Origin of the sequence: Streptomyces sp. NPDC014676 (genome assembly GCF_043084105.1) — a bacterium.
Lineage (GTDB): Bacteria > Actinomycetota > Actinomycetes > Streptomycetales > Streptomycetaceae > Streptomyces.
This window is the reverse complement of the sequence record NZ_JBIBZI010000009.1, coordinates 48294-71163: the sequence shown is the minus strand read 5'-3', so window position 1 is coordinate 71163 and position 22870 is coordinate 48294. Positions and strand designations below refer to the sequence as shown.

General features: G+C 74.3%; 23 protein-coding genes. 9 read left to right on the top strand and 14 right to left on the bottom strand.

The features are described 5' to 3' along the window. The first annotated feature begins 47 nt into the window (after nucleotides 1-47). The 4 genes from ACF1DX_RS24785 to ACF1DX_RS24770 are packed head-to-tail and all read left to right on the top strand — an operon-like array spanning nucleotide 48 to nucleotide 4877. Complete coding sequence (locus ACF1DX_RS24785; protein WP_391793317.1) at nucleotides 48-1346, top strand: polyprenyl synthetase family protein; 1299 nt, start codon at nucleotides 48-50, stop codon at nucleotides 1344-1346. Next, a complete protein-coding gene (gene crtI / locus ACF1DX_RS24780; RefSeq protein ID WP_391793316.1) occupies nucleotides 1343-2872 on the top strand; it encodes a phytoene desaturase family protein in 1530 nt (509 codons plus the stop codon). Before ACF1DX_RS24785 ends, crtI begins: the two co-directional genes overlap by 4 nt. Further along, entirely contained in the window at nucleotides 2869-3870 is a 1002-nt protein-coding gene (locus ACF1DX_RS24775) for a phytoene/squalene synthase family protein (protein ID WP_391793315.1), read from the top strand. Before crtI ends, ACF1DX_RS24775 begins: the two co-directional genes overlap by 4 nt. Then, on the top strand, nucleotides 3867-4877 hold the full coding sequence (locus ACF1DX_RS24770; RefSeq protein ID WP_391793314.1) for a DUF5914 domain-containing protein: 1011 nt from the start codon (nucleotides 3867-3869) through the stop codon (nucleotides 4875-4877). The genes ACF1DX_RS24775 and ACF1DX_RS24770 overlap by 4 nt, the downstream gene beginning before the upstream one ends. Before the next feature lie 13 nt (nucleotides 4878-4890). Here ACF1DX_RS24770 and ACF1DX_RS24765 read toward each other — a convergent pair whose 3' ends face one another. The 7 genes from ACF1DX_RS24765 to ACF1DX_RS24735 all read right to left on the bottom strand — a co-directional run bounded on the left by ACF1DX_RS24765 (nucleotide 4891) and on the right by ACF1DX_RS24735 (nucleotide 10717). Then, nucleotides 4891-5775: an SDR family oxidoreductase gene (locus tag ACF1DX_RS24765; protein WP_391793313.1), complete on the bottom strand. Its 885-nt coding sequence runs from the start codon at nucleotides 5773-5775 to the stop codon at nucleotides 4891-4893. Further along, nucleotides 5772-6245, bottom strand: coding sequence for a hypothetical protein (locus ACF1DX_RS24760; protein ID WP_391793312.1), 474 nt, complete (start codon nucleotides 6243-6245; stop codon nucleotides 5772-5774). Before ACF1DX_RS24760 ends, ACF1DX_RS24765 begins: the two co-directional genes overlap by 4 nt. A gap of 51 nt (nucleotides 6246-6296) precedes the next feature. Beyond that, a complete protein-coding gene (locus tag ACF1DX_RS24755) occupies nucleotides 6297-7943 on the bottom strand; it encodes a phytoene desaturase family protein (protein WP_391793311.1) in 1647 nt (548 codons plus the stop codon). Next, nucleotides 7936-8442, bottom strand: coding sequence for an SRPBCC family protein (locus tag ACF1DX_RS24750; RefSeq protein ID WP_391793310.1), 507 nt, complete (start codon nucleotides 8440-8442; stop codon nucleotides 7936-7938). Before ACF1DX_RS24750 ends, ACF1DX_RS24755 begins: the two co-directional genes overlap by 8 nt. Before the next feature lie 283 nt (nucleotides 8443-8725). Continuing rightward, on the bottom strand, nucleotides 8726-9601 hold the full coding sequence (locus tag ACF1DX_RS24745; RefSeq protein WP_391793309.1) for an oxygenase MpaB family protein: 876 nt from the start codon (nucleotides 9599-9601) through the stop codon (nucleotides 8726-8728). Nucleotides 9602-9653: 52 nt separating this feature from the next. Beyond that, on the bottom strand, nucleotides 9654-9920 hold the full coding sequence (locus tag ACF1DX_RS24740; RefSeq protein ID WP_073935895.1) for a hypothetical protein: 267 nt from the start codon (nucleotides 9918-9920) through the stop codon (nucleotides 9654-9656). Nucleotides 9921-9958: 38 nt separating this feature from the next. After that, nucleotides 9959-10717, bottom strand: a complete 759-nt coding sequence (locus tag ACF1DX_RS24735; protein ID WP_391793308.1) for a restriction endonuclease — start codon at nucleotides 10715-10717, stop codon at nucleotides 9959-9961. 169 nt (nucleotides 10718-10886) lie between these two features. Between ACF1DX_RS24735 and ACF1DX_RS24730 the strand changes: the two genes are divergently transcribed. Next, a complete protein-coding gene (locus ACF1DX_RS24730) occupies nucleotides 10887-11579 on the top strand; it encodes a GAF and ANTAR domain-containing protein (protein ID WP_391793307.1) in 693 nt (230 codons plus the stop codon). Between the two features lie 18 nt (nucleotides 11580-11597). Here ACF1DX_RS24730 and ACF1DX_RS24725 read toward each other — a convergent pair whose 3' ends face one another. Then, nucleotides 11598-12179, bottom strand: coding sequence for a hypothetical protein (locus ACF1DX_RS24725; RefSeq protein ID WP_391793306.1), 582 nt, complete (start codon nucleotides 12177-12179; stop codon nucleotides 11598-11600). Between the two features lie 153 nt (nucleotides 12180-12332). On the opposite strand from ACF1DX_RS24725, the gene ACF1DX_RS24720 reads away from it, so the two are divergent. After that, nucleotides 12333-14927 carry a SpoIIE family protein phosphatase gene (locus ACF1DX_RS24720; protein WP_391793305.1) on the top strand — a complete coding sequence of 865 codons (2595 nt, stop codon included), beginning with the start codon at nucleotides 12333-12335 and terminating at the stop codon, nucleotides 14925-14927. 197 nt (nucleotides 14928-15124) lie between these two features. On the opposite strand, the gene ACF1DX_RS24715 is transcribed toward ACF1DX_RS24720, so the two are convergent. The 4 genes from ACF1DX_RS24715 to ACF1DX_RS24700 all read right to left on the bottom strand — a co-directional run bounded on the left by ACF1DX_RS24715 (nucleotide 15125) and on the right by ACF1DX_RS24700 (nucleotide 19378). Next, nucleotides 15125-15313 carry a hypothetical protein gene (locus ACF1DX_RS24715; protein ID WP_391793304.1) on the bottom strand — a complete coding sequence of 63 codons (189 nt, stop codon included), beginning with the start codon at nucleotides 15311-15313 and terminating at the stop codon, nucleotides 15125-15127. Nucleotides 15314-15601: 288 nt separating this feature from the next. Continuing rightward, on the bottom strand, nucleotides 15602-17611 hold the full coding sequence (locus ACF1DX_RS24710) for a DUF1996 domain-containing protein (RefSeq protein WP_391793521.1): 2010 nt from the start codon (nucleotides 17609-17611) through the stop codon (nucleotides 15602-15604). A gap of 279 nt (nucleotides 17612-17890) precedes the next feature. Then, entirely contained in the window at nucleotides 17891-18565 is a 675-nt protein-coding gene (locus tag ACF1DX_RS24705; RefSeq protein ID WP_391793303.1) for a lytic polysaccharide monooxygenase, read from the bottom strand. Nucleotides 18566-18745: 180 nt separating this feature from the next. Next, the gene (locus tag ACF1DX_RS24700) at nucleotides 18746-19378 is read right to left on the bottom strand and encodes a GNAT family N-acetyltransferase (protein ID WP_391793302.1); all 633 of its coding nucleotides are present in this window, start codon (nucleotides 19376-19378) and stop codon (nucleotides 18746-18748) included. Nucleotides 19379-19483: 105 nt separating this feature from the next. Here ACF1DX_RS24700 and ACF1DX_RS24695 point away from each other — a divergent pair, with 105 nt between their 5' ends. Then, nucleotides 19484-20602 (top strand): YihY/virulence factor BrkB family protein, encoded by a 1119-nt coding sequence (locus ACF1DX_RS24695; RefSeq protein ID WP_391793301.1) that lies wholly within the window; start codon nucleotides 19484-19486, stop codon nucleotides 20600-20602. 18 nt (nucleotides 20603-20620) lie between these two features. Here ACF1DX_RS24695 and ACF1DX_RS24690 read toward each other — a convergent pair whose 3' ends face one another. Further along, the gene (locus ACF1DX_RS24690; protein WP_391793300.1) at nucleotides 20621-21073 is read right to left on the bottom strand and encodes a flavodoxin family protein; all 453 of its coding nucleotides are present in this window, start codon (nucleotides 21071-21073) and stop codon (nucleotides 20621-20623) included. 85 nt (nucleotides 21074-21158) lie between these two features. Here ACF1DX_RS24690 and ACF1DX_RS24685 point away from each other — a divergent pair, with 85 nt between their 5' ends. Both ACF1DX_RS24685 and ACF1DX_RS24680 read left to right on the top strand, forming a co-directional pair. Beyond that, entirely contained in the window at nucleotides 21159-21836 is a 678-nt protein-coding gene (locus ACF1DX_RS24685) for a class I SAM-dependent methyltransferase (protein ID WP_391793299.1), read from the top strand. Between the two features lie 98 nt (nucleotides 21837-21934). Beyond that, complete coding sequence (locus tag ACF1DX_RS24680; RefSeq protein WP_030869494.1) at nucleotides 21935-22384, top strand: SRPBCC family protein; 450 nt, start codon at nucleotides 21935-21937, stop codon at nucleotides 22382-22384. A gap of 109 nt (nucleotides 22385-22493) precedes the next feature. Here the strand turns inward: ACF1DX_RS24680 and ACF1DX_RS24675 are convergent, their stop codons facing one another. After that, complete coding sequence (locus tag ACF1DX_RS24675; RefSeq protein ID WP_391793298.1) at nucleotides 22494-22844, bottom strand: ArsR/SmtB family transcription factor; 351 nt, start codon at nucleotides 22842-22844, stop codon at nucleotides 22494-22496. Nucleotides 22845-22870 lie beyond the last annotated feature (26 nt).

Here is a 22870-nt window from a genome sequence, read left to right as displayed (position 1 = left end):
AGGCACCGGGCACGGAACGATCGGCGTTCAGGACGAGAGGAACCGGGATGGGCCGTACACAGGCGCAGGATCACGACCCGGCAGGGCCGCGGCTCGTCGGGGAACCGATGCCGGTGTCGGCACCCGGCCCGCCCGGCGGCGCGCCGTACGGCACGGAGCACACCCTGCCGCCGCCGGGCACCGAGGACGCGTCCGCCGTGGACCGGGACGTGTCCGGCGCGGTCGGCCGTGTGCTCGACCACGTGCTGGCCGACCGGGTGGCCCGCGCACGGGACGTGGACCCGCTGTTCGGCGACGACGTGGCCGGACGCGTCGCGCACTTCACCCGTACGGGCGGCAAGCGCACCCGTTCGCGTTTCCTGTGGTGGGCGCTGCGCGCCTGTGGCGGCGAGGACGCCGACACGGTCGGGGCGGCCCTGCGGATCGGCGCGGCGCTCGAACTCCTGCAGACCTGCGCGCTGGTCCACGACGACGTGATGGACGGCTCCGCGCTGCGCCGTGCGCGGCCCACGCTCCACGTCGACGTCGCCGCCCAGTACGCGGACGCGGCACCGGCGGGACGGGCCGAACGCCTCGGCGACGGGACCGCGATCCTCGCCGGCGATCTGGCGCTCGTGTGGGCCGACGACCTCCTGGCCGAGACGCCGCTCGAAGGGGACGGCGGGCGGGCGGTGCGCCGGCTCTGGAGCGACATGCGCGCGGAGATGGTGGCCGGCCAGTACCTGGACCTGCACGGCCAGGCGACGGGGTCGCGGTCCCTGCCGCGCGCGCTGCGCGCCGCCCGGATCAAGAGCGCCCTGTACTCGGTCGAACGGCCGATCGCCCTCGGTGCCGCGCTCGCGGGCGCGGACGACGGCACCGCGGCGGCCCTGTGCGCGGCCGGGCGCTGTGTGGGCACGGCGTTCCAGCTCCGCGACGATCTCGACGACGTCTTCGGTGATCCGCGGCGCACCGGCAAGCCGACGGGCGGGGACATCGGCGAGGGGAAGCAGACCTGTCTGGTGGCGGTCGCCCACGCGCGGGCCGAGGCGGCCGGCGACCGCCGCGCCCTGGACGTGCTGGACCGCTCGCTCGGCCGCGGCACGCTCACCGAGGAGGGGCTGGAGGAGGTGCGGGAGGTGCTGACGGGCACCGGGGCGCGGAGCGCGGTCGAGGCGATGATCGACCGGCTGGTGGCCCGGGGGCTGCGGCACGTCGACGGTGCCCTCCTCGATCCGCACGGCGGGGAGCGGCTGCGGCTGCTGCTGGCCTCCGCGGCGGGTGAGGGGCCCGCACGGGACGCACACCCCCGCGGCACCCGGCCGCGGCCCGCACGGGCGGCCGGCGGCGGGGAGGCCGGCCGGTGACGCGCACCGTGACGGGCCGCACGGATCATGTCGTCGTCGTGGGGGCCGGGCTGGCCGGGCTGTCGGCGGCACTGCACCTGCTGGGCGCGGGCCGGCGGGTCACCGTCGTCGAGCGGGACGCGCTGCCTGGCGGGCGGGCCGGGCGGACGGTGCTCGACGGGTACCGGATCGACACCGGTCCCACCGTGCTGACCATGCCCGACCTGGCCGACGAGCCGTTCGCCGCGGTCGGTGACAGCCTGCGCGAGCGGGTGGAGCTGGTTCCGCTGCACCCGGCGTACCGGGCCCGCTTCGCCGACGGCAGCAGCCTCGACGTGCACACCGGGGCCGAGGCGATGGCCGCGGAGGTCGAGCGGTTCGCCGGCGCCCGTGAGGCCGCCGGCTATCTGCGGCTGCGCGACTGGCTGGAGCGGCTGCACCGCGTCCAGACGCACCGCTTCATCGACGCCAACTTCGACTCGCCGCTCGGCCTGCTGGGCGCCGACCTCGTACGGCTGGCGGCACTGGGCGGCTTCGGGCGGCTGGACGCGCGGATCGGGCGGTTCCTGCGGGACGAGCGGCTGCGCCGGGTCTTCTCCTTCCAGGCCCTGTACGCGGGCGTCCCGCCGGCCCGGGCGCTGGCCGCGTACGCGGTCATCGCCTACATGGACACCGTCGCCGGCGTGTACTTCCCGCGCGGCGGGATGCACGCGCTGCCGCGCGCCATGGCGGACGCCGCCGCCGACGCGGGCGCCGGCCTGCGGTTCGGCCACCGGGTGACCCGGCTGGAACGCTCCGGCGGGCGGATCACCGCCGTCGTCACCGACCAGGGCCGCATCCCCTGCGACGCGGTGGTCCTCACTCCCGACCTGCCCGTCGCCTACGCGCTCCTCGGCCGCGCGCCGCGGCGCCCCGTACGGCTGCGGCACTCCCCCTCCGCGGTCGTGCTGCACCTCGGCACCGACCGGACCTGGCCGCACCTGGCGCACCACACCCTCTCCTTCGGCGCCGCCTGGCACACCACCTTCGACGAGCTCACCCGCACCGGCCGGCTGATGAGCGACCCGTCGCTGCTCATCACCCGGCCCACCGCGACCGACCCGTCCCTCGCCCCGCCGGGACGCCATCTGCACTACGTCCTCGCCCCGTGCCCCAACACCGACATCGGGCCGGGTCCGGCCGCCTGGACGGACCTGGCGCCGGATTACCGGGACGCGCTGCTGCGGGAGCTGGAGCGGCGCGGGCTGGCCGGGCTCGGGGCCGCCGTGGAGGCGGAGTGCGTGGTGACGCCCGCGGACTGGCACGCGCAGGGGCACGCGGCCGGCACGCCGTTCGCCACGGCCCACACCTTCGCCCAGACGGGACCGTTCCGGCCCCGCAACCTGGTCCGCGGCACCGAGAACGCCGTACTGGCCGGCTGCGGCACCACCCCCGGTGTCGGCGTGCCGACCGTGCTGCTGTCCGGGAAGCTGGCCGCGGCACGGATCACCGGCGGCCCGCGACCGCCGCGTCGCCCTCTCACCCCCACGCAGGAGGTCCCCGTATGACCGACCGTGAACTCGACGCGGCCGGCGTCACCGATCCGGTGCTGCGCGAGGCCTACCGCCACTGCCGCGCGCTCAACGCCCGGCACGGCAGGACGTACTTCCTCGCCACCCGGCTGCTGCCCGTCGAGCGGCGCCCCGCCGTGCACGCCCTGTACGGCTTCGCCCGCTGGGCCGACGACATCGTCGACGCGCTCGGCACGGGGGCGGACACCGAGCGCCGGGACGCCGGGCTCTCCGCGCTCCAGCGGGAACTGGACAAGGGCCTGCGGGACGGGAACAGCACCGAACCGGTGGTGCGGGCGGTCGCCGACACGGCGCTCCGGTACGGCATCGACCACGGGCACTTCGCCGACTTCATGACCGCCATGCGCTCCGACCTGGTGGTCACCGACTACGCCGACTACGCGGCCCTGCGCCGGTACACGCACGGTTCGGCGGCGGTCATCGGGCTGCAGATGCTGCCCGTTCTCGGCACGGTCGCCCCGCGCGAGGCGGCCGCGCCGCACGCCGCGGCCCTCGGGGTCGCCTTCCAGCTCACCAACTTCCTGCGGGACGTGGGCGAGGACCTCGACCGGGGGCGGGTGTACCTGCCCGCGGACCTGCTCGCCGCGCACGGCGCCCACCGGGCGCTGCTGCGCTGGTGCCGGGACACCGGCCGCCGCGACCGGCGGGTCACCGCCGCGCTGAGGGAGTTCGAGGCGCTGACGCGAGGCGTGTACCGGGAGGCGGCACCGGGGCTCGCGATGCTGGAACTGGTGTCCCGGCCGTGCGTCCGCGCGGCGTTCGTGCTGTACGGCGGGATCCTGGAGGCGGTGGCGCGGGACGGCTGGTCGGTGCTGCACCGGCGGGCGGTGGTGTCGCGCCGGCGCCGTGCCGTGGTGGCCGCGGACGGGCTCGCCCGGGTGGCCGCCGCCCGGCTGCGGGCCCGCGGCGGCGGCCGGCGCCCGGACGTCCGGCCGCTCACCCCGTGCCCGCCGGTTCCCGGGGAGGCCGTATGAGCACCGGATCCGGGAGGGAGTGCCGGCGCCTGCCGCTGTCCCTGCGCCGGCGCCCGGTGCCGTGGGAGCGGCAGCGTCCCACCTGGCGCGAGGCCCGGCCCGCCGTCATCGCCGGGGCGCTGAAGCGGGCGCAGGCGCGTCCGTCCGGCAACTGGTACGTCGTCGGCGCCTCCCGCGACGTGGGCGGTGGCCGTCCGCTGGCACGGACCGTGGCGGGGCAGGAGGTGGTGGTGTGGCGGGACGCGGCCGGCCGTCCGGTCGCCGGGCCCGGGATCTGCCCGCATCTGGGCGCTCCGCTGCGGGACAGTCCGGTGCGCTGCGGCACGCTGGTGTGCCACTGGCACGGACTCGCCCTGGACGGCGGGCCCTTCGCGGGCTGGGAGCCGTTCCCGGCGTACGACGACGGCGTCCTGCTGTGGGTCCGGCTGGACGCGGTGGGCGGCGAGGCGCCGCTGGACGCGCCGGTGGTGCCGCGGCGGCCGGACCCGGCGCGTGCCCTGACGGCGGTGTACACCGGTGTGGGGGTCTGTGAGCCCGAGGATGTCGTGGCCAACCGTCTGGATCCCTGGCACGGGGCCTGGTTCCACCCCTACTCGTTCGTCGACCTCACCGTGGCCGGCGCTCCGGACGGGAGCGGGGACGGGGACGGCTTCACCGTGGACGTGTCCTTCAAGGTGGCGGGGCGGCTGGTGGTCCCGGTGCGGGCGGTGTTCACCGCTCCCGAACCGCGCACGGTCGTCATGCGCATCACCGAGGGCGAGGGGGCGGGGTCGGTGGTCGAGTCGCACGCCACTCCCCTGGGGGCCGATGACCGGGGGCGGCCCCGTACGGCGGTCGTCGAGGCGGTGGTGGCGGCGTCCGGCCGTCCGGGGTTCGCCCTGGCGCGCGGTGCGGCGCCGCTGCTGCGTCCGCTCGTACGGGCCGCCGCCGGACGGCTGTGGCGCGACGACCTGGCCTACGCGGAGCGCCGCTGGTCGTTGCGTTCCTCGGGGCGTTTCCCCGGCTGAGCGGACGGCCCGGTCAGGGGCGCGTCCCGGCCGCGGTCCGGTCGGCCTCGCCGCCGGCGCCGAGGAGCCCGGTGTGCCGCATCGGGTCCTCGGCCTCCAGCCGGGCCAGTTCCCGGCGGGCCACCCGCAGCACGACCGGGGGCAGCGCGGCACGCGCCGCCTGGGCCAGACGCAGCCAGCGGGGCACGTAGACGGCCGTGCTGCGGTGTTCCACCGCGTCGGCGAGCCGGGCGGCGACCTGGTCCGCCGGGTACAGGCGCCGGGCCGGCGGCGGCATGTGGCCGCGCAGCTCCCGCAGCACGGGGTGGCGGTCCGCGTCGCGGATCATGTCGGTGTCGGTCCAGTTCACGTAGCCGATGCCGACGGCGACGCCGTGGTGCGCCACTTCGGCGCGCAGGGAGTGGGCGAAGGCCTCCACGCCCGCCTTGGAGGCGCAGTAGGCGCTCATCATCGGGGCGGCGCCGATCGAGGCCAGCGAGGCGACCTGGAGGTGGTAGCCCCTCGTCGCCAGCAGGTCCGGCAGGAAGGCGCGGGCGGTGGCCGCGCTGCCGGTGAGGTTGACGTCGATCACGCGGCGCCACAGGGCCGGGTCCGAGGTGACGAACGGGCCGCCCTCCGCGACACCGGCGTTGGCGACGACGGCGGAGGGGGTGCCGAGGTGTGTCCTGACCTGTTCTGCGGCCCGCTCCAGCGCGGCGTCGTCGGTGATGTCGAGCTCGCCCGCCCACGTCCGCGTGGGCAGGCTCTCCGCCACCGCCTCCAGCCCGGACCTCTCGTGGCCGAGCAGCGCGATCCGGGCGCCGCGTCCGGCGAGGTCGCGGGCCAGGGCGGCGCCGATCCCGCGTGCGGCGCCCGTGACCACGACGGTACGGCCGCGCAGCGGGCCACCGCCGCTCACCGGCCTTCCCCTTCGCCGGGCCGCGGGCCGGTGCCGGGGCGGGCGGTGTGGTCGGGGTGGCCGGCGGTCCGGCGGGCCTCTTTCATCTCGGCCTCGTAGAGGTGGTCCCGGCCCTCGGCCAGTTCCTCGACGGCGGCCTGCTCGAGCTCCTTGAACGGGCGGTAGTACGTGGCGTCGTAGGCCTCGACGACCTGGAACGTCCAGTGCCCGGGGATCACGTTGCGGCCCAGCACCTGGGTGCGCACCGTCTCCGCCCAGTCCGGGTGCCCGGCCTTGCGCAGCAGTTCGACCGCCCGGTCGAGTTCGAGGTCGGCGGTGCCGGTGAGCTGGTGGAAGCTGTAGAGGTGGCCGCGGGCCCGCTCGGTCGTCTCCAGTGCCTTCGACAGCGAGCCGAGCGCCTCCACCGTCTCGTCGCTCACGCCTTCGGGGCGCAGGTGGGCGCGGTCGGGGCCGTCGTCGTGTGAGGTCATCGTCCCGTCTCCGTCGGTCGTGGTCGTGGTCGTGGGGGTCGTGCGCGCCGGTCATCCACCGCCGCTGCCGCCCGCGCCGGGTTGCCGGCGGCCGGTGCGGTCGCGGCGGGCCAGCAGCCGCTGCGCCCCGGCCAGGACCGGCGCGAGGGACCGGCGCAGCGCGGCGCGTGCGGCGTTGGCGCCCGGCGCGCCGTGCACGCCGCCGCCCGGGTGGGCGCCGGCGGATGCCAGGTACAGGCCCTTGACGTGGGTCTCGGGGCGCCCGGTGCCAGGGGTCGGGCGGAAGAAGAGCTGCTGGTGCATGGCCGTGGTGCCGCCGTTGATGGCGCCGCCGTACAGGTTCCGGTCGAGGGCCTGGAGGGTGGGCGGGGCGAGGACGCGCCGGGCCCTGATCGTGGACCGGAAGCCGGGCGCGAAGCGTTCCACCTGGCGCTCCACGCGGTCGGCCATGAGCTCCTGCTCCTTGGTGTCCCAGGCTCCCGTGAGCGAGTCCCCGCCCGCGTCGCCGGTGACGTCGTGGGGCACATGGGTGTAGGCCCACGCGGACTCGGTGCCCCGCGGGGAGCGGGACGGGTCGGAGGTCGTCATCTGGCCGAACAGGCAGAAGGGGCGGTCGGGGACGCTGCCGGTGGCGAGCTGGGCGGCGAAGCGGGTGAGTTCGTCGATGCCGTCCGCGAGATGGACGGTGCCGGCGCCCGCGGCCTGCTCGCAGCTCCAGGGCACCGGGCCGTCCAGCGCCCAGTCGACCTTGAAGGTGGCGAAGTCCCACTGGAAGCGCCGCAGGTCGTCCAGTATCTGGGCGGGAACGTCCTCGGGGCCGAGGAGTTCGCGGTACAGGGCGGGCACGGCCACGTCCGCGAGGACGGCGCGGCCGGCCGCGAACGTCTCGCCGTCGGCCGTGCGCACCCCCGTCGCCCGGCCGTCGCGTACGAGGATCCGGTCGACGCGCCTGCCGCAGCGCAGCACCCCGCCGCGCGACTCGAGACGGCGTGCCAGGGCCTCGGTGAGGGCTCCGGCGCCGCCGGCCGGCACGGGGAAGCCGTAGGTCTGTCCGAGCATCGACATCAGCCAGCCGAAGCCGCCGCTGCCCGCGGCCTCCGGTGCCAGGTCGGCGTGGAGTGCGTTCCCGGCCAGCAGCAGCCCTCCGCCCTCTCCCCGGAACTCCTCCTCCGCCATCCGGCGCACCGGCAGGACCAGGGTGCGCGCCATGCGCAGCCCGCCCGTGCCGCGCAGCCGGACGGCCAGCCGGAGCCCGGAACGGACGGGCGGGAAGGGGGTGAACAGGGCGTCCAGGAGGTCCGGCCTAAGGCCCTCCCACATGTCGTGCAGACGGTGCCAGGCGGCCCCGTCGCCCGGCGCGAAGGCCTCCAGGGAGTCGGCGGTGACGTCGACGCGACGGTCGAGGACCGCGCACCGGCCGTCGCTCAGGGGGTGCGCGACCACGTGCGGGGCGTGGCTCCAGCGCAGCCCGTGACGCTCCAGGCGCAGTCCGGAGACGACCGGGGAGGCGGCGGCGAGCGGGTAGAAGGAGCTGCAGAGATCGCTGACGAACTCGGGGTCGGTGCCCCGGTCGTGGCGTACGGCTCCGCCGGGCTCCGGCTGCTCCTCCAGCACCTCGACGCTCCAGCCGGCGTCGGCGAGCAGGTTGGCCGCGACCAGTCCGTTGGGGCCGGCCCCGATCACCACGGCGTCAGGCACGGGCGCCTCCCTCGCCGGGGGCCGGTGACACCACCTGGCCGAGGGGCCGGCGCCGCTCGGTCTCGGCCGCGTCGGTCTCACAGATCTTCGCCAGTCTGGCGAGCATGGCGCGGTGGCGGATCTGGATCAGGGCCTCCACGGCCACGTTGTGCACCGTGCCGCCGGCGCCCCGCAAGGGGTGTTCGTCCACGATGACCAGGCAGTGGTCGCCCCAGGGGCGCAGTTCGATGGCGATGCGGGCGGTGCCGAGAGGGCCGGCCTCGGCCTCGAGTTCCAGTGCCTCGCCGGGCACACAGCGTCGGACGACGGTCTCGTTGGTCAGGCGCAGGGGGCCGAGGCGGACCTCGTAGCCGATCGCCGAGCCGAGTTGCGGCCACTGTCCGCGCACCGGTTTCGACGAGGAGGTTCCCACGACCCAGTCCGCGTACCGGGTGCCGTCCTCCAGGACGGCCCAGACGGACTGCGGGCTCGTCCTGATCAGATGATGGCGGACCGCCACTTCGGCCTCCCGTGTCCGTGAGCGATGTCGGTCAGCACTGAGTGCCCCTCCTCGGCGAGGTCAACCGGCGGCGTGGTCGGTACTTGCGGGGTGCCCCGTGCTGGTGGGCCGGGGGGCGGTCGCACGGTCCGGCGTTCACGGGTGCCCCGTGTCGGTGTGGGCCGGGGGGGCGGTCGCGCGGCCCGGCGCTTGCGGGGTGCCTCCCCCAGGGGGGCACCTCCAGCCCACCCGTGCCGCCCTGCGGCACGACTGCCCGCGGCCGGCGCCGTGGGCGTGTTCGGGGTCAGGGGGTCGTGTCGCGGGCCGGGGTCAGGGCCCAGCGGATGACCGCGGTGACGGTGGTGCCGAGGGGGCGTACGCAGACACCCTCGGCCGGGGGTATGCGGGGCAGCCACAGCGCGCGGGAGGCCCAGACGGGGAGCAGGGAGACCGAGTTGGCGGCGAGGGCGCCGTACGGCAGTCTGGCCAGCAGGGGGACGGGCGGGCGGAGCAGCAGGAAGCGGGCGGTGCTGCGGGCCTCGGGGGTGGCGCGCAGCTCGCCGCGGTAGGCGGCCAGCCGCTCGGCGAGTCCGGCGCGGTCGACCGGCGGGTCGGGCACGCCGAGCGCGGTGGCGATCCGCGCCATGTCGGCGACGTACGCGTCGCAGCCCTCCTCGTCCAGGGGACGGGCTCCGTAGCGCTGGTGGGCGCGCAGGAACATGTCGACCTCGGCGATGTGCACCCAGCACAGCAGGCGGGGGTCGGACGCCCGGTACTCCTCGCCGTCGGCGGTGGTGCCGCGCACCGTCTCGTGGACCGCCCGCACCCGGTCGACGGCCCGCTGGGCGCTGTCGGCGGTGCCGTACGTGGTGACGGCGAGGAAGGTGCTGGTCCGCTGGAGGCGCCCCCAGGGGTCGCCGCGGAACCCGGAGTGCCCTGCGACGGCGGCCATGGCCAGCGGGTGGAGCGACTGCAGCAGCAGGGCCGACAGCCCGCCGATGAACATCGACGCGTCCCCGTGCACCCTCCTGACCGGCCGGTCGGGGCCGAACCAGCGCGGGCCGGGCGTGTCGTGGATGCGTGCGCGGTTGTCCGGGCCGTCCGGTCCGGCGACCCGGGAGAAGATCGCGTGACCGATCCGGTCGCGCAGCAGCGAGCCGCCTTCCGTCAGCAGTCCCATGGCCCGCTCCGTCTCCTCGCGTCCAGGACGCCCCGGGTACCCGGCCGGGTGGTCAGGGAACGTCGCCCCTCCAGTCGTACACCCGGGCGCCGGTGTCGCGGGGCGCGTACACCGCGCGTCCGCCCGCGCCGTAGCGGCCCATCTCGGTGGGCAGGCCGACGCCGTGCCTCAGTTCCGTCTCGCTGCGGCCGGTGACGTCCAGCAGCAGACCGTCCAGCGGGCCCCCGGCCAGCTCCACGTACGACCTCCCGTCGCGCGGGCCCGGATCGTCGTGGTCCGCGCCGTAGACCCTGCCGCGCATGAACTCCAGTTCGTCCATACCGGCAGGATGGCATCCGGTACTGACAACAGCCGGGCCTACGCCTCGTACGCGCCCGCCGCCCAGGGTTCCGGCGCCCGTCCCCCGCTCCAGGCGAGCAGGGCGTCGCGGTTCACGCACACGATGCCGCACTGCTCGGCGTACTCGACGGCCGGCGCGGTGAAGTCGCTGGTGGTGACGACGAGGGCGACGTCCGCCTCGTGGACGGTGAAGCAGGTGCCGCCGAAGCGCTGGAGGTCCTGCGAGCCCACCTTGTTGTCGTCGCCGTAGCGCTTGCACTGGACGACGAGGCGGCGGCCGTCGGGGGTCAGGGCCGTCACGTCGGCGCCCAGGTCCCCCGCTCCCCCGACGACCTCCACCCGCGTACAGCCGTCCCGCGCGCACAGGCCGGCTATCGCCGCCTCGAACTCATCGGGGTCCAGGAGGCCGTAGTCGTACGTCTCCCCGGGGTCCGGGACGCCGTCGTCGTACGCGCGGGCCGGCGCCGGCGCCGGTGTGTCCAGGGCGTCGAGCGCCGTCGTCGTGGCCTGTTCCAGGGCCTCGCCCGCCCGGCGGGCGATCCTCGCCGCGGACAGCCGCCGTCGTCTGCGTCCGTGGGCCAGCAGGGTCGCGACGGCCACGCACAGCAGGACGACGACCCACACCGGGCGCCGCTGCACGGCCGGGGCCAGCGCGCGCGCCGCGAAGCCGGCGGCGATCAGGGCCGTGGCGAGCAGGCCGAAGAACACGGCCGTCGCCCGCAGGTCGAAGCGCCGCCCGCGGTGTGTCGGACGCGTACGGCGCTGGGACATGGTCACCGTGGTGGTTCCTCTCTCTGGCGGCCGGCACGGAGTGCGCCCGGGGTCCCGCGGACCCGCGAAGATCACGTACGCCGTCTGCCCCGGATCGGGCCGTTCACCGGCGTGCCGCGCATCGGCACGGGGTAGGGGCGGTGTGTGCTGACTGCGGGAACCAGGGAGGCGGACGGTGGACTGGCGGAATTTCGCCCGGCAGATGGCCTCCATGGCGCGTGATCTCCTGGCCGAGCACACCCTCGACTCGACCCTGGAGCGGATCTCGCGCACAGCGGTGGAACTCGTCGACGGCTGCGACGCCTCCGGGATCCTCGTCCTGCGGGGGGACCGGGTGAGTTCGCTGGCACCGACCTCGCAGCTCGTGGCCGACAGCGACCGCCTCCAGGAGAGCCTGCGCGAAGGACCCTGCTTCGACGCGGCCCGGCCCGACCGGGCCGAACGCGTCTTCCGCATCCCCGACTTCACCGCGGACCCCGAACGCTGGACGTCCTTCGTGCCGCGCTGCCGGGAGCTCGGGGTGGGCAGCATGATGGGCTTCCTGCTGTACACCCGGGAGGAGGAGCTGGGGGCCCTCAACATGTACTCCCACAAGCCGGGGATGTTCACCGAGGACAGCGAGACGGCCGGCTGGCTGCTGGCCTCCCACGCGGCGGTCGCCTTCTCCACCGCCAGGACCGACGCCCAGCTTCAGGACGCCATCGCCACGCGGCATCTGATCGGCGAGGCGATGGGCATCCTGATGGGCCGCCACCAGGTGACGGAGGACCAGGCCTTCGACATCCTGCGCACCCGGTCCCAGCGCACCAACACCAAACTGCGCGAGGTGGCGCGCCAGGTCTGCGAGACGGGCGTCCCGGAGCGGTGACCGTCCGGCGGCAGGCGCTCAGCGGCCGCCGGTCCAGCCGTGGGCGACGTCGATCACGAGGTGGCCGTCGAGCCGCAGCACCCGGAACGGCAGCCGCGCCCGCGTCCCGAGACCGATCTGGGTCTCGCCCTCGAAGCTGCCGGCGAACCGCGCGTCCCTGAACGTGCGGTACCCGGCGAGGTCCACGCCCGGCAGGGGGCGTCCGGCGCGCGCGGGATAGGTGGGCTCGCCGGTCTCGGGGGCGTACGCGGGCGCGGCCACCCGCACCTCGAGGACGGCGCCGCCGGAGACGGGGATGTGCCGGCCCGATCCGTCCTGGTGGAGGCGGTCGACGTACCGGACCGAGTAGCCGATGCCGCCGCGGGCGGCGCCGGGCAGGTCGACGACCATGCGGTCGTAGCAGGCGTGCCGTCCGGTCCTGACGTCCCGTACCGGTGTGGCCGTGCTGTCGGAGCCGGCCTTGGGCAGGCTGCCCCAGCCGGTCGGGCACGCCGTGGCCCGGGCCGCCGTCGGCTGGCCGGCGGCGGCCGGAACGGCCGCCGTGGTCAGCGCGGCGCCCACGAGCACGAGAGTCGCACAGATTGTTCTCTTTCGAAGCATTTTCTGCCCCCTGGGCTCATATCCTTCTGGTATCGGGTGAGACGACCGGGATGACCCAAAGGTTGCGGCTCCGCCGCGCCGGACCGTCCGGCATGGCACATCCTGGTGGGAAGCGAACAGACGTCCCGTGCGTCCGCACCGGGAGGGCGCGACATGGATGATGCAGCCGCCGCACCGCGCGGGGAGCGGCCGGCGGACGTGCCCGGCCGCGGCGCCGGGGAGAGCGCGGGAGCGGACGAGCTCCGGACGGCGCATCCGGCGGGCCGGATCGAGGACGCGCTCGCGGAGCCCGTGGTGGCGGCGGTCCGGGACGTCGGCGGATACGGCGGACTGGTGTACCTGCGCTCGCGGGACCGGCGCTCGCTGGTGCTGTGCGTGGTGGCCGGCGTCCCGCGGTCGCTGCTGAGGACCTGGTGGCGGGTGCCCGTGGGCGGCGCGCTGCCCATGTCCGAGGCGTACCGCAGGGGCGAGAGCATGTGGCTGCCGGACGAGCGGGCCATGATGCTGCGCTTCCCGCATTTCACCGCCGCGCTGCCGTACTCGTTCGGCTCCGCCTTCCACCCGGTGCGCGTCGACGGCGAACCCGTGGGCGTCCTGTCCGTCCTGCGGTCGGCCGCCCGGGAGCCGGTGGACGAGCGGGCGGTGCGGGCGGCGCTGCACGGCGCGGGGCGGGACATGGAGGAGCGCCTCACCGCGTTCGCCCGCCGGATGCCCGGCAGGGAGGGCGCGGACGCCGTGGCGTACGGCATCGACTACGACGACCAGCCGGTCAGCGTGCGGCTGCCCACGCCGCCCGCCCGGGCCGTGTCGGTCGGCATGGTCGAGTGGGACCTGGACAGCGACCGGTGGTCGGGGGACGACGACGCGCTGGCCCTGCTGGGGGTCGGCCGGGAGGAGTTCGGCGGCAGCATGGCGGAGGTCGAGGGCCGGATGTCCCCCGAGGACCTGTACGAACTGCGGGCGGGCCGGCGGGAGGCGGCGGACACCGGGCAGATCAGGGGCCGGCGCTTCAGGGTGCTGGACGAGGCCGGGGAGGACGGGCGGATCCGCTACCGGCCGGTCGAACTGTGGGGGCACGTCGTGCGGGCGGAGGGGGCCGCCCGGCTCCTGGTGGGCGCCCTCGTCGACGCGGCCGGCGGGGTCACCGCGGCGGAGGCCGCCGAGCGGCTGCCCGACGGCGTGTTCTCCCTGGACCAGGACGGCCGGGTCGTCTACGCCAACCGCCGCTGCCAGGAACTGCTGGGCTGCGACGTGGAACACATGCTCGGCCACTATCCGTGGGAGGTGCTCACCTGGCTGCGCGATCCGGCCTACGAGGACCGCTACCGGGCGGCGATGCTGTCGCAGGAGCCGGTGTCGTACCTGGTGCAGGACCCGGACGGCGTCTGGCTGGGGTTCGTGCTCTATCCCGAGGTGCACGGGCTGACCGGCCGCGTGTTCCGCACCGGCGCCCCCGCCGGGGCCGAGCCGGGCCGGTCCCTGGCGCCGGCCGGCGGGGACGGCGCGGCGGCGCCTTCGGAACTGGTCGCGACGGCCCGCGCGGGAGCCCTCTACCACGTCGTGCAGATGGCCAGCGTACTGACCGAGGCCGTCACCGTCAGGGACGTCTGCCTGGCCGTCGCCGAGCAGCTGCTGCCCGCGTTCGGCGCGCAGGAGATCGCCCTGTACACGATCCACGACAACCGGATGCACCTGCTGTGGGAGTCCGGTTATCCGGAGCACTTCCTCGACAGTTTCGAAGGGGTGCCGCTCAACGCGAACCTGCCCGGTGTGCACGCCCTGACCACCCGGCTCCCGCTCTTCTTCGAGTCACCGGAGGCTCTGGTCAACGCCTACCCGCAGCTTCTCCTGGACCCGATGAGCGCCTGGGCGTTCCTGCCGCTGATCGCCTCCGGCCATCCGGTCGGCTCCTGCATCCTCGGCTGGACCGCACCGCACCGGTTCACCCCCGAGGAGCGCACCGCGCTGACCGCGCTGGGCGGTCTGACCGCGCAGGCGCTGGAGCGGGCCCGGCTCTACGACGCGGAGTCCGCCGTCGCGCGGGGGCTGCAGGAGGGGCTGCTGCCGCACCGGCTGCCCGCCATCGACCGGATGCTCACCACCGGCCGCTATCTGCCCGGCACCCAGGGCATGGCCATCGGGGGCGACTGGTACGACGTGATCAGGACCGGGCGGGGGGTGGCGCTGGTCATCGGTGACGTCGAGGGGCACAGCGTCGGGGCCGCCGCCGTCATGGGACAGCTGCGCAGCGCGGTGCACGCCTTCGCCGCCAGCGGCCGGCCGCCGCAGGAGGTCATCACCCACACCAACCGGCTGCTGGTGGAGCTGGAGACGGACGTCTTCGCGACCTGCTGCTACATCGAGCTCGACCCGGCCACCGGCCGCGCCCTGGCCGTCCGGGCGGGTCATCCCCCGCCCCTGCTGCGCCACCCCGACGGACACACGGAGAGCCTGGACCTGCCCGGTGGCGTGCTGCTCGGGGTGCAGCCGGATGCCGTCTACCCGGTCACGGAACTCACCCTGGCGCCCGGCAGCGTTCTCGCGCTGTACACGGACGGGCTGGTGGAGGTCCCCGGCGGTGACATCGAGACGGGCATCGAGGTGATCCGCCGCTGTCTGGCGCGCAGCCGCGCCGACTCGGTCGAGGAGCTCGCCGACCGGCTGGTCAGAACGGCCCGCCGGACCGAGGACCGCCCGGACGACGTGGCGCTGCTGCTGACGGCGTACGACCGGCGGCCCGGCCACTGACCGGCGGCCCGGCCACTGACCGCCGCCCGGCCACCGGTCGCCGGACGGGCGTGCGCGCGGGGCGCGAAGCGGGAGGACGGTGATGTCGTCGGCCTGCCGCACCCGGCGGCGGGCCCCGCCGACGGGGTACGCGCACGCCTCCCGTACCGGCGGAGGCGTACGGCGCTCCCACCTCGTACGAGGACGCGGCGGCGGTCTCACAGGCAGTAGCGCACCAGCCACTCGTCCGCGTCGTAGGCGTTGCGGGCCGGGTCCGGCGCGGCGGCCGGGCGCTCCTCGACCATGTCCTCCACCCGGACCGGCTCCGGGAGGCGTCCGAAGCGGGCGTGACGTATGGTCGCCGCCCCGTCCGTGTCCTCGTGCGTGCCCACTGTCCCCTCGTCCACGGCGACTCCCCTCTCGCGGCCTCGGCGTCAAGTGTCACACACCGGTGGCCAAAAGCGTGGCTTCCGTCACAGCCGACCGCGACCGGCACCGGCCGGCTCCTCGTACGGCTGCTGGTGCCGGCCGTGATGACCCTGCTGGGGCGGCACGCCTGGTGGACACCGCGGTGGCTGGACCGGGTGATGCCGCACATCGACGCGGAGGGGGAGGGAAACGCGAGGCGGCAGGCCCCGTGAGGGGTCCTGCCGCCGTTCACGTGTCGCGGGGGGTCGGGCCCCCGCCGCGGGGGATCAGGCCGCGCCGCGCCGCACGCTGCGCAGAACGAAGAATCCGAAGATCACCAGTACTCCGCCGATCGCGGCCGGCCAGAGCTGGGCCCCGGTCTCGGCGAGGCTGCCGCTCCCGCCCTGTGCCTCGGCCTGGTTCTCGGCCTGGTTCTCGGCCTCGAGCTCGGGGAGGCTACCGGGCACCTCGGCGGCCTGGGCCGCCTGACCGCCGTCGTCCTGGCCGCCCTCGTCGCCGCCGTCCTGGTTCCCGGCGCCGGCGCCGTCACCGTTCCCGGCCGGGGTCGAGGCCTTGACGTCCGGCTGCTCGGTGGCCGGGTCCCGCGACGGCTCCTCCTGCGCGCCGTCGTCCTGATTGCCGTCGTCGGCCTGGTCGCCGCCGTCGGCCTGGTTTCCGTCGTCGTTCTGGTTTCCGTCGTCGTTCTTGCCGTCGTCCTGGTTGCCGTCGCCGCCCTGGGCCGGGTCGTCGGGTGTGGCCGTGGGCTCCTCGGGCTGCTGCGGCTCTTCCGGCTGCTGAGGCTCCTCGCCCTGGTCGCCGCCGTTGCCGTTGTCGCCGCCGCCGTTGCCGTTGTCGCCGCCGCCCGCGCCGCAGGTGCGGCCCTCGTTGATGCAGGCGACGACCTCGTTCATCAGGTCCTCGTCGAAGACGTTGATGAAGTCGCCGTGGTCCGTGATCGGCTTGTGCAGCTGCTCCGGGAAGGAGTCCACCGCGAACAGCGGAGTGGTCCTGCCCCCGTCGTCGAGGCTCGGCGCGTCGACGTCGTAGACGATGCGCTGCACCAGCTGCGGCACGGCCTTGAAACCGGCCGGGCAGTTGCCGGCCTCGTCCGCGAACGCCATGTGCGTACGGTGGTTGGCGCTGTCGATGTTGCGGCCGTCCCAGCAGCTCTGGAAGTCGAAGCTGCGCACCACGTCACTGCCCTGCGGGCACAGCGGGTACTTGTCCGTCAGCTGCCGGTCCTCGAACCCGGTGCAGCTCCAGGAGGCGTTGGCGTTGGCGGGGCCGTTGACGAACGACTTGGCGTCGCCGGTGATGATGCGCAGCAGCCGGGGCATGGCGGTGACCTCGCCCTGCGGGTTGCCCTCGAAGGTCAGCGTGACCTCCTTGGGCGTGACGATCTCACCGGCGTTGCCCTCGATGCCGCCGCCCGGGGACGCGGCGTCCTGCTCCTGGGTCCCGTTCTGCAGCCGCAGCACGGGCCAGTAGTACGACGACTTGTCGCCCTGGTCGGCGCAGCTCGTGTCCGCCTGCGCCAGGTCCTCGTCGCTGGAGAAGGCGTTGGTGGCCTGGTTGCCGATGTAGTCGTGGAAGTGGTGGGCGCCGTTGCCGACACCCGGTGCGGCGATCACGTTGTCCGAGTTGAACAGGCCGTTCTCGTTGACGCCGCACTCGCTGGTGAAGGTGCCGCGGGAGGCGTTCTCCGTCTGCTCCGGCTCGGTGACGTTGGGCTGGACGCTCTCGATGTCGACGTAGTCGCCGGCGACCGGCCCGTTGCCGGCCTGACCGCCGTTTCCGCCCTGGTCCTGGCCCTGCTGGCCCTGCTGGTTCTGGTCCTGCTGGTCCTGGCCGTCGCCTTCGCCGCCCGCCTGCTCGCCCTCGCCGCCGGCGCCCTCCTGCCCGGCGTCCGGCTGTGCGGCGTTGCCGGACTCGCGCACGGCGCAGTCGGCGAGTTCCTCGAGGCCCTCGGGCCGGTCGCCGACCCGGTCGATGGCGGTCCCGATGCGGGCGAGGGCCGCGGCACGCTTCTCCTCGAGCGGCTTGGCGATCGCGTTCTCCGCGAAGCCCGGGTCCTGGCGGAGAGCCTCGGCCGACTCCCCGATCCGCTTGTACGCTTCCGCGATCTGCGCGTCCAGGCCGGCGAGTTCCTTGTCCACCTCCGCCCGCGCCTCCTCCGGCACCGACGTCAGTTCGGTGGCCACGTCCGGGCAGTCGATCGTGGCGCCCGAGAAGACCTGCGCCTGGCCGCCCTGCCCGCCCTCCTCCGTCGCGGAGGCGTAGACGTTGGCCGCCATCATCCCGCCGCCACCCAGGATCAGGGCGAACGCGGCGAGAGTCGCGCGCTGTTTGGGGCGTCTGCGTGTGTTGCGTGCCAAGGCAGTACTCCTACGCTTCCGTTGCGGGGGGTGGGCAAGGGATTCCCACGCCCCATACGTAGGCGGGCCACAGCGTGTTCAAAGGACTCACGGTTTCTTCGCGGAATCCCGGAAAGCCCCGGTGCCGCACGCACCGGATCCCCGCCGGACTCACGCGGTGCGGCGGGGACTTGGGGACGGGAGCGGTGAAGTGCCGGTGGCTCAGCCGAAGTTCACGTCACTGCACAGGAAGTACGTCTGGTCCATGTGCGAGGCCTGCCAGATCGTGTAGACGATGTGGCGGCCGCTGAGGCCGGAGGTGCTCACCGGGACCGAGTAGTTCTGGCCGGGCGCGTACGAGCCGGTGCGGGCCACCTGCCGGAGGTCGTCCCAGCCCAGCTGCTCGGTGGTGGGGTCGAAGCCCTGCCGGGTGACGTAGACGAGGAGGTAGTCCGCGCCGTGGCTGGCCTGGTCGTGCAGCTTGACGGTGAAGTCGTCGTCCACGTTCGTCGTCTTCCAGGCGCCCACCGCGTCGAGGGAGTTGTAGCGCCCACCCTCGGTGTGCCCGCCGCTGCAGAGCTGCCCGTCGGGGATCACGGCCTGGAAGTTGCCGCCGGAGCCGTTGCGGTAGAGACCGTTCCAGTTCCACATGGCATTGGGGTCGTCCTGCCACGCCTGCCAGCACATCGGGTCTTCCTGCGCCATCGCCGGGTTCTGGAAGTCGCTCCCCCAGCGCTGCCAGCAGCCGTAGTTGCGGGACGCGGGGTCGATCACCGAGCCGTGGGCGACGGCGGTACCGCTCCAGGGGATCAGACAGAGCAGCGCGGCGACGATCACGGTCAGGGCGAGCGGCAGACGGGACCGGAGCGGCAATTTAGCATGCCCATGCCAAATCATGGATTCCCTCTTTCCACCGTGGGGGTCGTGGGGGGCGGGTGCGCGCCCCTACGGCGACCATGGGAGCGCTCCCAGTGCACAGGCTGCGCCCGTCCGGGCGGAGCGGCAATGCGCATTCGCGCCGCTTCCGTACGGGCGGTGGCGTGTTCGACGCGTTCGACGCGGACGGGCGCCGGTCCCTCAGATCCCGTCGAGGTCGTGCGTCGTACGGCCGAGGCAGACGACCGAGTCGTCCATCGGTGCGTCGATCTCCTCGAAGCCCATGCGGTCGTAGAAGGCCCGGGCGGGCTTGTTGGCCGTCGCCATGACGAGGTGGACGGACGGCACTCCCCCGTCCCGCAGGGCCCCCAGGAAGGTCCGCATCAGCTGCCGGCCGTAGCCGCGCCCCTGCCAGTCGGGCAGCAGGTCGATGTGCAGGTGGGCCGGCCAGGGGGCCAGTTCCGGGACGATCATCCGCTCGGGGTGGTGCAGCAGCCGGGCGATGGCCTCGTCCGGGGTGGCCGGCGGGCCGGACGGCTCGGGGTGGCGGTCGCCGACCAGGGGCAGCCACGCGGCCCGGAAGGTCTTGGCGAAGCGGACGGTGTCGGCGGTGCCGACGATGTAACCGACCGCCCGGCCCCGGCCGTCGTCCAGCACGAACGCCAGCTCCGGCTCCAGATGGACGTACGGCGCGGCGAAGGTGTCGGGGAAGACGGTGGGGTCGGTGTAGTGGGGGCGGCTGTCCTGGCCGTTGTGCGCGGTGCGGATGCAGATGTCGTCGAGGGCCCGCCGGTCCTCGCGGCGGTACGGGCGGATCCTGGGGGACTCGGTCATGCCTGGCATCCTGCACGCCTTGGGAGCGCTCCCACAATCCCTTTCCGGCCAGGCCGGGACATGGGCCGCCGGCTTAGCCCTCCGGTCCCTGGTTACCCGAGGGGCATGAAGCTGCATATCCCGGGGCGGAACGACCGGCAGACCCATGAGAGCACGACGGACGAGCCTCGTCCGGATCACCGGACCGGCGCGGCGGCGGACGAGCCCCGCCCGGGGCACGGGGCCGATGCGGCGGACGAGCCCGGGCCCAGCGACGAGGTGGAGCGGGCGGCACCGGACACGCCGGGCAAGCTGCCGAAGGGGGCGTGGGGCGCGGCGTTCAAAGGCAGTCTGCGCGAGTTCAAGGACGACGAGCTCACCGACCGGGCCGCCGCCCTGACGTACTACGGCGTGCTGGCGCTGTTCCCGGCGCTGCTGGCCCTGGTCTCGATCCTGGGCCTCACCGGCAGGTCCACCACGGACAAGGTGCTGGAGAACCTCCAGCAGCTCACCGCCCCCGGCGCGGCCCGCGACATCATCACCCGGGCGGTACAGCAGCTGCAGGGCACCGCGGGCGTCGGCTCGATCGTGGCGATCGTCGGTCTGGTGCTGGCCGTCTGGTCGGCGTCGGGCTACGTGGCGGCGTTCATGCGCGCGTCGAACGCGGTCTACGACATCCCCGAGGGGCGTCCGGTGTGGAAGGTGCTGCCGGTACGGCTCGGGGTGACGGTCGCGCTGATGGTGATGGCCGTGATCAGCTCGCTGATCGTGGTGTTCACCGGCGGGCTGGCCCGTCAGGCGGGCGACCTGCTCGGCCTGGGCGACACGGCGCTGACCGTGTGGTCGATCGCCAAGTGGCCGGTACTGGTCGTCCTGGTCACCGTCATGATCGCGCTGCTGTACTGGGCGGCCCCGAACGCCAAGGTCAAGGGGTTCCGGTGGATCACCCCGGGCAGTTTCCTGGCGCTGGTGATCTGGCTGATCGCCTCCGCCGGGTTCGCCCTCTACGTCGCCAACTTCGGGTCGTACAACAAGACGTACGGCACGATGGCCGGTGTCATCGTGTTCCTGATCTGGCTGTGGATCACCAACCTCGCCATTCTGCTGGGGCTGGAGTTCGACGCGGAGGTCGCCCGGCAGCGGGCCATCGCCGGGGGGCATCCGCCGGAGGCGGAACCGTACACGCAGCCGCGCGACACGCGCGCCTGGGACGAGCAGGACCGACGCCGGATGGACGAGACCTGACGCCGCCCGCGGCGGGGCTCAGTCCATCAGGCCCGCGGCGACCGCGGCGCCCAGTTCCCAGCACCGCTCGACGTCGGCCTTGCCGGGCTCGCCGGTGACGGTCACGCCGTCGGCGGCGCGGCGCCAGCCGAGGCCCGTCGTGATCGACTCGATGCCCCGCACCGCGCCCGTGACGTCGTTCCCGCCGTGCACGTAGTACCCGAAGGGCCGGCCCCGGGTGGTGTCCAGGCACGGGTAGTAGACCTGGTCGAAGAAGTGCTTGAGCGCCCCCGACATGTAGCCGAGGTTGGCCGGGGTGCCGAGGAGGTAGCCGTCGGCGTCCAGGACGTCGGCGGCGGTGGCGGAGAGCGCCGCGCGCCGCACCACCCGGACGCCCTCGATCTCCTCGGTGGTGGCGCCCGAGAGAACGGCCTCGAACATCGCCTGGCAGTTCGGCGAGGGCGTGTGGTGGACGATCAGCAGAGTCGGCACACCCCCGACCCTGCCGTGCCGGTCCGCGTGCCCGCAAGCCGCCACGGCCGGTGTCCCGTTGTGACGGCGGGGCGGGAGTGGCACGATGCCCCGCATCGGTACGCGACGGACGGGGTGCGTCTTGGTCGACGAGGGTCACGGGTCACCGGCGGCGGCGGTGTTCGACGCGCTGGGCGGCGAGTACGAGAAGGCGTTCGCCTCCTCACCGGCGCACCGGGCGTCGCTGGACCGGCTGCTCGAGGGGCTGGCGCCCGGCAGCAGGGTGCTGGACGTGGGCAGCGGGACGGGCCGTCCCACGGCCGCCGCGCTCGCCGGGGCCGGCCACCGGGTGCTGGGCGTCGACGTGTCCCCGGTGATGGTGGGGATCGCCTCCCGGCAGGTGCCCGGGGCGGAGTTCCGGTGTGCCGACATCCGCCGGATGCCGCTCGAGGACGGTTCGTTCGACGCGGTCTGCGTGTACTTCGCGCTGCTGCAGATGACCCGGGCGGAGCAGTCGGAACTCGTGCGCCGGCTGGCGCGGGCGCTGCGGCCGGGAGGCCTGCTGGCGCTGGCCACCGTGCCGCTGGACGTCGAGGGGTTCGACGGCGTCTTCATGGGACAGGACGTGCGCGTCACCAGTTTCGCGGCCGAGGACGTCGTCGCCCTCGTGCACGGAGCGGGCCTGGCGGTGGAGTCGCAGGAGAGCGTGATGTTCACCCCCACCCATCCCGACGCCCGGCCGGAACCGCAGCTCTTCCTGCACTGCCGCCGCGCGGAGGTGTGACCCCTCGGCCGGCCGGTGTGGCGGATCGTCAGGAATGACCGGCGCGAAACCAGGTACTCGCATTCCGTTCCCCCATCGGAAAGCGAGGTAGCCGACGCATGTCGCAGGTAGAGGAATCGATCGAGGTCGACGTCCCGGTCCGCACCGCCTACAACCAGTGGACCCAGTTCGAGAGCTTCCCGGAGTTCATGAGCGGGGTCGAACGCATCGAGCAGCGCGGTGACACGCTGACCCACTGGGTGACCAAGGTCGGGGGTGTGGAGCGGGAGTTCGACGCCGAGATCACCGAGCAGATCCCGGACGAGCGGGTCGCCTGGACCACGGTCGACGGCGAGGCACGGCAGGCCGGGGTCGTCACCTTCCACCGGGTGCGGGACACCACCACCAAGGTGATGCTGCAGATGGACTTCGACCCGCAGGGGATGGCCGAGAACGTGGGCGACAAGCTCGGCTTCGTCAAGCGGCAGGTCGGTGGTGACCTGAAGCGGTTCAAGGAGTTCATCGAGCGGCGCGGACTGGAGACGGGGGCCTGGCGCGGCGAGGTCTGACCGCGGCGGGGGCGCGCTAGCCCCCGCCTGGTACGACGCCTTCGTGGTCCCGGCCCCGCCTGGTACGAGGCCTTCGTGGTCCCGGCCCGCGGGCCGGGACCACCGTCGTCTACGGCAGTGGTTTCGGCCCGCCCTGTGCGGCCTGGAGGTCGGCGAGCAGTTCGGCCTGCCCCGCGAGCACGCCGGACAGGATGGTGCGCGCCACCCGCAGCAGCTCCGCCACGTGCGGGCTGGTCAGCGAGTAGTACACGGTCGAGCCCTCCTTGCGGCCGACCACCAGGTTCGCCCGTCGCAGCACCGCGAGCTGCTGCGAGAGGTGGGCCGGCTCGATGCCCACCTCGGGAAGCATCTCCCCGACCGCGTACTCACGCTCGCTGAGCAGTTCCAGCACGCGGATGCGGGCGGGATGGCCCAGTGTTTTGAAGAACTCGGCCTTCAGCTGGTACAGCGGCGTGGTCATCGTGCCGTCCCCTTTCCGGCGCGGCA

What these genes read in the sequence shown, in the direction of transcription:
- ACF1DX_RS24700 (WP_391793302.1), bottom strand. Translation starts at nt 19,378, where the DNA reads ATGACCGAGTCCCCCAGGATCCGCCCGTACCGCCGCGAGGACCGGCGG.
- ACF1DX_RS24710 (WP_391793521.1), bottom strand. Translation starts at nt 17,611, where the DNA reads ATGATGGCGGCCAACGTCTACGCCTCCGCGACGGAGGAGGGCGGGCAG.
- ACF1DX_RS24720 (WP_391793305.1), top strand. Translation starts at nt 12,333, where the DNA reads ATGGATGATGCAGCCGCCGCACCGCGCGGGGAGCGGCCGGCGGACGTG.
- ACF1DX_RS24760 (WP_391793312.1), bottom strand. Translation starts at nt 6,245, where the DNA reads ATGACCTCACACGACGACGGCCCCGACCGCGCCCACCTGCGCCCCGAA.
- ACF1DX_RS24770 (WP_391793314.1), top strand. Translation starts at nt 3,867, where the DNA reads ATGAGCACCGGATCCGGGAGGGAGTGCCGGCGCCTGCCGCTGTCCCTG.
- ACF1DX_RS24775 (WP_391793315.1), top strand. Translation starts at nt 2,869, where the DNA reads ATGACCGACCGTGAACTCGACGCGGCCGGCGTCACCGATCCGGTGCTG.
- ACF1DX_RS24695 (WP_391793301.1), top strand. Translation starts at nt 19,484, where the DNA reads ATGAAGCTGCATATCCCGGGGCGGAACGACCGGCAGACCCATGAGAGC.
- ACF1DX_RS24705 (WP_391793303.1), bottom strand. Translation starts at nt 18,565, where the DNA reads ATGATTTGGCATGGGCATGCTAAATTGCCGCTCCGGTCCCGTCTGCCG.
- ACF1DX_RS24725 (WP_391793306.1), bottom strand. Translation starts at nt 12,179, where the DNA reads ATGCTTCGAAAGAGAACAATCTGTGCGACTCTCGTGCTCGTGGGCGCC.
- ACF1DX_RS24745 (WP_391793309.1), bottom strand. Translation starts at nt 9,601, where the DNA reads ATGGGACTGCTGACGGAAGGCGGCTCGCTGCTGCGCGACCGGATCGGT.
- ACF1DX_RS24785 (WP_391793317.1), top strand. Translation starts at nt 48, where the DNA reads ATGGGCCGTACACAGGCGCAGGATCACGACCCGGCAGGGCCGCGGCTC.
- ACF1DX_RS24685 (WP_391793299.1), top strand. Translation starts at nt 21,159, where the DNA reads ATGCCCCGCATCGGTACGCGACGGACGGGGTGCGTCTTGGTCGACGAG.
- ACF1DX_RS24740 (WP_073935895.1), bottom strand. Translation starts at nt 9,920, where the DNA reads ATGGACGAACTGGAGTTCATGCGCGGCAGGGTCTACGGCGCGGACCAC.
- ACF1DX_RS24675 (WP_391793298.1), bottom strand. Translation starts at nt 22,844, where the DNA reads ATGACCACGCCGCTGTACCAGCTGAAGGCCGAGTTCTTCAAAACACTG.
- ACF1DX_RS24680 (WP_030869494.1), top strand. Translation starts at nt 21,935, where the DNA reads ATGTCGCAGGTAGAGGAATCGATCGAGGTCGACGTCCCGGTCCGCACC.